Here is an 8,970-nt window from a genome sequence, read left to right on the forward strand (position 1 = left end):
TCCTGATCATGGTAGGCGTCGGCCTGGACACGGTTAAGCAGATCGAGAGCCAGCTGCAGCAGCGTAACTACGAAGGTTTCCTGCGGTAGTGCGTCTCGTTCTGGTCGGGCCCCCCGGAGCGGGTAAGGGGACACAGGCCCAGTACATCGCATCGAACCTGTCCATCCCGAAGATTTCGACAGGTGACATATTCCGTGCCAACGTCTCGGGCGGCACGGACCTTGGCAAGCTGGCCAAGACGTACATGGATCGTGGCGACCTGGTGCCCGACGAGGTCACCATCGCCATGGTCCGCGACCGTCTCTCCGAGGACGACGCGCAGGACGGGTTCCTGCTCGACGGCTTCCCGAGGAATGTCGCGCAGGCCGAGATCCTGCGCGACATGCTCAAGGACTGGGGCCAGGCGCTCGATCTCGTGCTGGAGCTCGTCGTCGACGACGACGAGGTGGTGAGGCGGCTGGCCGGACGGCGTACGTGCAGTCAGTGCGGCCGCATCTGGCACGTGGAGTTCGACGACAAGAAGGACGACAAATGCGACGCGTGCGGGGGCGCGCTGTTCCAGCGTGACGACGACAAGGAGCAGACCGTCAGGCACCGCCTGGAGGTCTACCAGGAGCAGACGGCGCCGCTGGTGTCCTACTACGCCGACGAGGACATCCTCGTCGGGGTGGACGCGACGGGCCCGGTCGAAGAGGTCACCCAGCGGGCCATGGAGGCGATCCGCCCGTTCATGGGGTAGCTGCAGCACGACCGATTTGCGGAGGTGGCACGGGTTTCCGTGCCACCTCGCGGCTATTGTGGGGGGAATTGGGTCCCCATGGTGGCCCGTTGAGACCCAGGGGGGCAAAAGTGTTCAAACGCAACAAGCACGGAATCCAGATCAAGTCACCGGAGCAGCTGGAGAAGATGCGCGCGGCCGGCCTGGTCGTCGGGCGCACGCTCGATCTGCTCAGGCGCTCGGTCGAGCCCGGCATGACGCCGCTCGACCTCGACGTCATCGCCGAGAAGGCGATCAGGGACGAGGGCGCGATCCCGTCCTTCAAGGGCTACCAGGGCTTTCCCGCGACGATCTGCGCGTCGGTGAACGACGAGGTCGTGCACGGCATCCCGACGAACGCCCGCAAGCTGCGCGAGGGCGACATCATCTCGATCGACTGCGGCGCGATCCTGGAGGGCTGGCACGGCGACTCGGCCGTCACCGTCCCTGTCGGTGAGGTGGACCCGAAGCTGACGGAGCTGATGCGGATCACGGAGGAGGCCATGTGGCGCGGCATCGCCGCGCTGAGCATCGGCCGCCACCTGTCGGACATCGGCTACGAGGTCGAGCGGTACGTCAAGTCGCAGGGCCGCTTCGGCATCCCGCCCGAGTACGGCGGCCACGGCATCGGCACCGAGATGCACATGGACCCGTGGATCGCCAACCACGGCAAGCCCGGCCGGGGCCCGATGCTCGAAGAGGGCATGTGCCTGGCCATCGAGCCCATGGTCAACCTGGGCACGGAGCGCACCCGCGTGCTGACCGACGACTGGACCGTGGTGACGATCGACGGCAAGCCGTCCGCACACTTCGAACACAGCGTCGCGGTGACACATAATGGTCCTTGGGTGCTTACCGCCCTAGACGGGGGCAAAGAGCGCCTCGCCCAACTGCAGAACTAGTCGGGAGTAGGTGCGGGATGGCGAACAGCCCCGAGATGCGAGCCTCCGACGTCGATCGCGACCGCGTCGCCGCCATCCTCCGTGAGCACACCGCACAGGGGCGCATCACGATGGAAGAGTTCAACGAGCGGCTCGAACAGCTCTACCAGAGCAAGACCTACGGGGAGCTGGCCCGGCTGACCGCGGACCTGCCGGACGTGGACCTGCGCCATCGTGCCCTCGCCAAGGTGACGCCGGCCGCGCCGGCGACGCGCGGGGGAGTGCATCCCGGCATGCGCGCGGCCTGGGGCGCCTGGGCCGCGGCCAGCGGGATCAACTGGGTGATCTGGCTGATCGTGAGCGTCACGTCGGGTGACATGATCTACCCGTGGCCGCTGTGGGTCATGGGCCCCTGGGGCGTGATCCTCCTGGTCAGCACCATCTTCGGGAACGGCCAGCAGAAGCCCGGCTAGGTCCTTTGTGCACTTGTGCACTGTGTGCATTCGTGCGCAGTACGGATACGTCCGGATTCCTAACGTGAGGTGTGTCGAGAACACGACTCACGGAGGAAACCCAAATGCGCAAGGTCCTTGCAGCCGCCGCCTTCGCCGGTTCGATCGCCCTGACCGGCCTCGCCGTCGCCACCGCCGCCCAGGCGGCCACCACCACGCAGAGTGCCGCCCAGAGTGCCGCCCAGACGGCCACCTCGATGGGCAACTGGGGCAAGTACTACTCGAGCAACCACAAGGCCTACACCTACGGCAAGACCTGGAAGAAGAACGGCAAGGTCTACACCCACTGGTACGGCAAGGAGTTCACGCCGAAGAAGGGCTACGTCTGGTTCCGCTACGAGTACGGCAACGGGAGCACCGGCAAGCGCTTCTACTCGTGGAACGGCTCCTACAACTCCACCTGGAGCCTGAAGGGCGTCAAGAAGCTGTACACGTACACCTGCTGGGGCGGCAAGTTCAAGTACTGCGGTTCGGTCCACCGCATCTACTAGGAGCTACTCACCCCACTGAAGGCCCGCCGGGATCTCTCTCCCCCGGCGGGCCTTCCGCTGCGGGTCCGGGCGCACAGAACGTGGGGTAGACTCTTTCATGGTTGTGTCAGGACACCTGGCACGCGTTTTCGCGTTTTAGGCTCAGGTGTCGTACACTCCTTAGTCGGCTCACTATGACCACCACGCGTCGGCGACCATTGCGGTCGCCGCTCTCTTCGAAGCGTGCGGTCGCGGCTGCTTAGTGAACCGGAGCCTCAGACGATCGATCAGTGAAACGCGAGGAATTTTGGCCAAGAAAGACGGCGCCATCGAGATCGAGGGCACTGTGGTCGAGTCGCTCCCGAACGCCATGTTCCGGGTGCAGCTCGACAACGGCCATAAGGTCCTGGCCCACATCAGCGGACGGATGCGGATGCACTACATCCGAATCCTTCCTGACGACCGGGTAGTCGTTGAACTGAGCCCCTACGACCTTAGTCGTGGGCGGATCGTCTACCGATACAAGTAAGACGTCTGAGGAACACGAAGGACAATGAAGGTAAAGCCGAGCGTCAAGAAGATCTGCGACAAGTGCAAGGTGATCCGCCGGCACGGTCGCGTCATGGTGATCTGCGACAACCTGCGCCACAAGCAGCGTCAGGGTTAGTCGCCGCAAGGCTCCTCCGAGTCCGCCCCAATAGGGAGCGGGCTCGACGCATGAGGAGCCTGAGTCAGTAATCGCGTTTCACACCTGAGCAGGCGGGGCTTTCCCAGGAAAGGCCCGAACCGCGCAGGCGACCCCCGGTCGGAGGCCGGGGCCCTCACCCCGGGCATGGGGAGGGGTAGTGAGGCGCAAGACCTCCGCCACAACGAAGGAGAATGCCCGACCATGGCTCGCCTGGTTGGCGTCGACCTCCCCCGCGAAAAGCGGCTGGAGATCGCTCTCACCTACATTTACGGAATCGGCCGCACCCGCGCCCAGGAGATCCTCCAGGCCACCGGTGTCAGCGGCGACCTCCGGGTCCACCAGCTCAGCGACACCGAGCTCGTCCCGATGCGTGACTACATCGAGGCGAACTACAAGATCGAGGGTGACCTGCGCCGCGAGGTCCAGGCCGACATCCGTCGCAAGATCGAGATCGGTTGCTACCAGGGCATCCGGCACCGCAAGGGCCTGCCCGTGCACGGTCAGCGCACGCAGACCAACGCGCGCACCCGTAAGGGCAAGAAGAAGACCGTCGCCGGCAAGAAGAAGCCCGGTAAGAAGTAGTCCACGCAGCCGCGGGACCGAAGACCTCAGGAGTGAAGGCAAGCAATGCCTCCTAAGAGCCGTCAGGGTGCGCCCAAGAAGGTGCGCCGCAAGGAAAAGAAGAACGTCGCTCACGGGCACGCCCACATCAAGAGCACGTTCAACAACACGATCGTCTCGATCACCGACCCCAGCGGGAACGTGATCTCCTGGGCCAGCGCCGGCCACGTGGGTTTCAAGGGCTCCCGTAAGTCCACCCCGTTCGCCGCTCAGATGGCCGCCGAGAACGCCGCTCGCCGCGCCATGGAGCACGGCATGCGCAAGGTCGACGTCTTCGTCAAGGGTCCCGGCTCCGGCCGCGAGACCGCGATCCGCTCGCTGCAGGCCACCGGCCTCGAAGTGGGCTCGATCCAGGACGTGACCCCGGTGCCGCACAACGGCTGCCGTCCGCCCAAGCGCCGCCGCGTCTGAATCCCAGGAGAAATTGAGAAATGGCTCGTTACACGGGCGCGGACTGCAAGCTCTGCCGTCGCGAGAAGACCAAGCTCTTCCTCAAGGGCAGCAAGTGCGAGTCCGCCAAGTGCCCCATCGAGATCCGTCCTTACCCCCCGGGTGAGCACGGCCGCGGACGCCCCAAGGAGTCCGAGTACCAGCTTCAGCTTCGTGAGAAGCAGAAGACCCGCCGCATCTACGGCGTCCTCGAGAAGCAGTTCCACAACTACTACGAGGAGGCCGCGGGCAAGACCGGCAAGTCGGGTGAGGTGCTGCTCCAGATCCTGGAGAGCCGTCTCGACAACGTCGTCTACCGCGCCGGTTTCGCGCAGTCGCGTGACGCCGCCCGCCAGCAGGTCCGTCACGGACACTTCCTGGTGAACGGCAAGAAGGTGGACATCCCGTCCTACCGCGTTCGCGAGCACGACATCATCGAGGTCCGCGAGACCAAGCGCAACCTGCTGCCCTACGAGGTGGCTCGCGCCACCGCCGGCGACCGCACCGTGCCCGCGTGGCTCGGCGTCGTGCCGGAGAAGCTCCGCGTCCTGGTTCACCAGCTGCCGGTTCGCCAGCAGATTGACACCCAGGTCCAGGAGCAGCTCATCGTCGAGTACTACTCGAAGTAAGTAGTCACTCGCTCGGTCCGGGTACGGGTCTCCGCAGGTGGACAGTTCGCTACCTGCGGAGAATCGCTGAACGCGATTTCCCGCACCCGGGCTAGGCTGTTTATCGGAGTGGCGTCATATAGCGGGCGCCACACGAAAAGGGGAGATCCCGCACATGCTGATCGCTCAGCGTCCGACTCTTCTCGAAGAGTCGATCGACGACACCCGGTCCCGATTCGTCATCGAGCCGCTGGAGCCGGGCTTCGGCTACACCATCGGCAACTCTCTGCGCCGCACGCTGCTGTCGTCCATTCCGGGCGCGGCCGTGACGAGCATCCGCATCGAGGGCGTGCTGCACGAGTTCTCGACCGTTCCCGGGGTCAAGGAAGACGTCACCGACATCATCCTCAACCTCAAGGAGCTGGTCGTCTCCTCCGAGCACGACGAGCCGGTCGTGATGTACCTGCGCAAGCAGGGCCCGGGTGAGGTCACCGCCGCCGACATCGCGCCTCCGGCCGGTGTCGAGGTGCACAACCCCGAGCTGCGCATCGCCACGCTCAACGGCAAGGCGAAGCTGGAGATGGAGCTGACCGTCGAGCGCGGTCGCGGCTACGTCTCCGCCGCCCAGAACAAGCAGCCGGGCCAGGAGATCGGGCGCATCCCGATCGACTCGATCTACTCCCCGGTGCTCAAGGTCACCTACAAGGTCGAGGCGACCCGAGTCGAGCAGCGCACCGACTTCGACCGTCTCATCCTCGACGTCGAGACCAAGCCGGCCATGAAGCCCCGCGACGCGGTGGCCTCCGCCGGTAAGACCCTCGTCGAGCTCTTCGGCCTGGCCCGCGAGCTCAACGTCGAGGCCGAGGGCATCGACATCGGCCCGTCGCCGACCGACGCCGCCCTGGCCGCCGACCTGGCGCTGCCGATCGAGGAGCTGAACCTGACCGTTCGCTCCTACAACTGCCTCAAGCGCGAGGGCATCCACACCGTGGGTGAGCTCGTCGCCCGCAGCGAGCAGGACCTCCTCGATATAAGGAATTTCGGCGCCAAGTCGATCGAAGAGGTCAAGCAGAAGCTGCACGAGATGTCGCTGGCGCTCAAGGACTCCCCGCCCGGGTTCGACCCGAGCGCGGTGGCCGGCGGCGGCTACGACGACGACGACAGCGCGTACGTCGAGACCGAGCAGTACTGACCCCGCTGCCCTCCACCCGGAGGGCGCGTGGCCGGGTCTGCTCCAGCTGACCTGCGAAGGCCTGCTGCGGCCGCTCGTGAAGTGAAGGTCTGCCCCGGCAGGCGTTCTCGCCGAACGTCTGCCCGGCAGGCCGAGTGTGAAAGTAACGGTGTCGCGTGTGCGACGCCGGCCCGACTTCGGTACCTGGTACGGCCGGGGCGGGTTAACCCACGAGGAGAGATGAAATGCCCAAGCCCACCAAGGGTGCACGTCTTGGCGGCAGCCCGGCGCACGAGCGGCTGATCCTGGCCAACCTGGCCACCGATCTGTTCCGCCACGGCAAGATCCGCACGACGGTCACGAAGGCCAAGCGCCTGCGTCCGCTGGCGGAGCGCCTGATCACCAAGGCGAAGAAGGGCGACATCCACAACCGTCGCCAGGTCCTGACCGTGGTCAAGGACAAGGGCGTCGTCCACCACCTCTTCACCGAGATCGCGGTGACGTTCGCCGAGCGTCCCGGTGGCTACACCCGGATCACCAAGATCGGTGCGCGTAAGGGCGACAACGCCCCGATGGCGGTCATCGAGCTGGTGACCGAGCCGCTGAGCGGCGTCACGACCCGCCGTACCGAGGCTCCCGCCGCCGCTGCCGCGCCTGCGCCGGCCGCGGAGGAGAGCGAGGCTCCGGCGACCGAGGCCGCGGAGAGCGCCGAGGACACCAAGGCGGAGGCCCCCAAGGCCGAGGCTGACACCGAGGCCGCCGCCGAGGAGACCCCGGCCGCCGAGGCCGAGGCGAAGAAGGACGACGCCTGATCTTTCAGGCCGGCTGAAACGGGCCCGGATCCCCTCGCGGGGGTGCGGGCCCGTTTCACGTTGAGGAGGACCATCGTGGTACGGCTTCGGCTCGATCTCGCGTATGACGGGACCGACTTCTCCGGGTGGGCGCGGCAGCCGGGGCTCCGGACGGTTCAGGGCGAGATCGAGCAGGCGATCGGCAGGATCCTGCGCCTCGGCGGCCCTGCCGTGCTGACCGTGGCCGGGCGTACCGACGCCGGGGTGCACGCGCGCGGTCAGGTCGCGCACGTGGACGTCCCCGAGCCTTCGCTGGGGGAGCTCGACGGGAACCGGGGGCCGCTGAGCGTCGATGAGAGGCTCTCTGCGCTTGTCAGGCGGCTCGGCGGGGTCCTGCCGCCGGACGTACGGGTTCATCGGGTCTCGGTGGCTCCTGAGGGCTTTGACGCCCGGTTCTCGGCGACGTTCCGGCGCTACGCGTACCGGGTGAGCGACCTGGCCGGCGGCGCCGACCCGCTGCGGCGGCGGGAGGTCGTGTGGCACAACCGGCCGCTCGACCTCGCGGCGCTGAACGCGGCGGCGGCCCGGCTGCTCGGGGAGCACGACTTCGCGGCGTTCTGCAAGAAGCGCGAAGGGGCCACCACGATCAGGGAGCTGCAGCGGCTGGAGTGGGCCCGCGAGCGGGACGGGACGCTGGTGGCCACCGTCGTCGCCGACGCGTTCTGCCACTCGATGGTGCGCGCGCTGGTCGGCTCGCTGCTGGCGGCCGGCGACGGGCGGCGGCCGGTGGAGTGGCCGGGCGAGGTGCTGACGCGGGCCGTACGCGACTCGGGGGTCCACGTCGCGCCCGCGCACGGGCTGTGCCTGGAGGAGGTCGGCTATCCGCCGGACGCGGAGCTCGCCGCGCGGGCCGATGCCACGCGGCGAGTGCGTACGCTCTCAGCCCTTGGTGACGCGGCGCTCGAGGACGAGTGAGGTCTGGTCCCGGAACGCGCCGCTGACCTTGGGCAGCGCCTTCTCCTTGGCCGACGGGGTGTGGCCGTCGGCGTGGGTGGCGTAGCTGAAGACGATGTAGCGGCCCCACACCAGGCCCGCCGCGTAGCCGCCGGCGATGTGGACGCGTTCGCCGCCCGTGCCGGCCGCGCCGGGCAGGGGGCGGAACCAGACGTTGCGGGTCAGGCTCTTCGCCTGGTCGGCGGTCGTGGCCGCGTCCTTGGTCGGCAGCACGGCGATGCCCGTGGTCACGGCGTAGCGGCGCTTGCTGTCGACGTAGGTGGCCCTGAGGACGCGGGAGCACTTGTGCTCCTTGAGCGCGTCGGCGAAGGCCCCCGTGGCGGCCTTGTCGCACGTCGTCTCCATGTCCGCCTTGACCCTGGTGAACGTCGTGCCTGCCGCGCTCACCTTCTTCTTCGGGAACGCCTCCGACAGTGACAGCTTCTGCGGGTCGGTCTGCTCGGAGTTGAGCACGGACGCGCCGGGGACGTCGATGGACGGGGTGGCGGCCGGGGCGGTGGCCACTCCCTGGCTGTCGGGCTGGGTGACCGGCGCGCTGGGCTCGCCGGCCGCCGTCGTGGCCGCGGGGGTGCTCACGGCCTGCCAGGCGAAGAAGCCGCCGGTGGCCACGCCTGCCAGGGCCAGCGCGCCGAGCGTGACCAGCAGGGCGCGCTTGCTCTTGCCCGGCGGCGCGGGCGGCGGGGGCGGGGTCTGGAACGGCGGCTGCTTGAACGCTCCGGGCGGGAACGCGCCGCCGCCGGTGGGTGGCGTGGGGAGGTCCAGCGAAGTGCTGGGCCGCTGGCCCCACGTGTCTCTGGAGAACGGTAGGTCGGGCAGCTTTTCTCCAGAAGTGGGAGGAACGGGGGGCCAGACGGGCACGTCGCCCGGCTCGGGGACCCGGCCCGGGGGGCTCGCCGGCGGCTTGTCCTGCGGGCCTGCCGACGGGCCTGCTGACGGGCCTGCTGACGGGTTCGTGGGGTGGGGGTCGAACATGGCGGCGAAGTCGTGCCGGGCCGCGTCGGGGTCGAAGTAGTGGGCCGGGCGCGGGG

13 protein-coding genes are annotated in these 8,970 nt (G+C 67.8%); 12 read left to right on the top strand and 1 reads right to left on the bottom strand.

The annotated features are described in order from the left end of the window. Nucleotides 1-88: 88 nt before the first annotated feature. The 12 genes from ETD85_RS56890 (at nt 89) to truA (ending at nt 7,903) form a co-directional block, all read left to right on the top strand. Entirely contained in the window at nt 89-739 is a 651-nt protein-coding gene (locus ETD85_RS56890) for an adenylate kinase (protein WP_138698165.1), read from the top strand. Between the two features lie 110 nt (nt 740-849). After that, nucleotides 850-1,659 carry a type I methionyl aminopeptidase gene (gene map, locus ETD85_RS56895; RefSeq protein ID WP_138698166.1) on the top strand — a complete coding sequence of 270 codons (810 nt, stop codon included), beginning with the start codon at nt 850-852 and terminating at the stop codon, nt 1,657-1,659. 17 nt (nt 1,660-1,676) lie between these two features. Beyond that, nucleotides 1,677-2,111 (top strand): DUF1707 SHOCT-like domain-containing protein, encoded by a 435-nt coding sequence (locus ETD85_RS56900; protein WP_138698167.1) that lies wholly within the window; start codon nt 1,677-1,679, stop codon nt 2,109-2,111. 104 nt (nt 2,112-2,215) lie between these two features. Then, nucleotides 2,216-2,641 (top strand): hypothetical protein, encoded by a 426-nt coding sequence (locus tag ETD85_RS56905; protein ID WP_138698168.1) that lies wholly within the window; start codon nt 2,216-2,218, stop codon nt 2,639-2,641. A 286-nt stretch (nt 2,642-2,927) separates the two neighbouring features. Next, nucleotides 2,928-3,149: a translation initiation factor IF-1 gene (gene infA, locus ETD85_RS56910; protein WP_012887858.1), complete on the top strand. Its 222-nt coding sequence runs from the start codon at nt 2,928-2,930 to the stop codon at nt 3,147-3,149. 24 nt (nt 3,150-3,173) lie between these two features. Continuing rightward, a complete protein-coding gene (gene rpmJ / locus ETD85_RS56915) occupies nt 3,174-3,287 on the top strand; it encodes a 50S ribosomal protein L36 (RefSeq protein WP_003956441.1) in 114 nt (37 codons plus the stop codon). 222 nt (nt 3,288-3,509) lie between these two features. Further along, nucleotides 3,510-3,890, top strand: coding sequence for a 30S ribosomal protein S13 (gene rpsM, locus ETD85_RS56920; RefSeq protein ID WP_138698169.1), 381 nt, complete (start codon nt 3,510-3,512; stop codon nt 3,888-3,890). 45 nt (nt 3,891-3,935) lie between these two features. Further along, a complete protein-coding gene (rpsK, locus tag ETD85_RS56925; RefSeq protein WP_012887860.1) occupies nt 3,936-4,340 on the top strand; it encodes a 30S ribosomal protein S11 in 405 nt (134 codons plus the stop codon). Nucleotides 4,341-4,360: 20 nt separating this feature from the next. Next, nucleotides 4,361-4,987, top strand: a complete 627-nt coding sequence (gene rpsD, locus ETD85_RS56930) for a 30S ribosomal protein S4 (RefSeq protein WP_138698170.1) — start codon at nt 4,361-4,363, stop codon at nt 4,985-4,987. A gap of 154 nt (nt 4,988-5,141) precedes the next feature. After that, entirely contained in the window at nt 5,142-6,158 is a 1,017-nt protein-coding gene (locus ETD85_RS56935) for a DNA-directed RNA polymerase subunit alpha (protein ID WP_103960866.1), read from the top strand. Between the two features lie 224 nt (nt 6,159-6,382). Next, nucleotides 6,383-6,949, top strand: a complete 567-nt coding sequence (rplQ, locus tag ETD85_RS56940) for a 50S ribosomal protein L17 (protein WP_138698171.1) — start codon at nt 6,383-6,385, stop codon at nt 6,947-6,949. Nucleotides 6,950-7,024: 75 nt separating this feature from the next. After that, the gene (truA, locus tag ETD85_RS56945) at nt 7,025-7,903 is read left to right on the top strand and encodes a tRNA pseudouridine(38-40) synthase TruA (RefSeq protein ID WP_138698172.1); all 879 of its coding nucleotides are present in this window, start codon (nt 7,025-7,027) and stop codon (nt 7,901-7,903) included. Here the strand turns inward: truA and ETD85_RS64100 are convergent. Further along, nucleotides 7,868-8,970: hypothetical protein (locus ETD85_RS64100; RefSeq protein WP_170247404.1), on the bottom strand; the 1,103-nt coding region annotated here is incomplete at its 5' end. The genes truA and ETD85_RS64100 overlap by 36 nt on opposite strands.

The sequence above is a fragment of the Nonomuraea zeae genome (assembly GCF_005889725.1).
GTDB lineage: Bacteria > Actinomycetota > Actinomycetes > Streptosporangiales > Streptosporangiaceae > Nonomuraea > Nonomuraea zeae.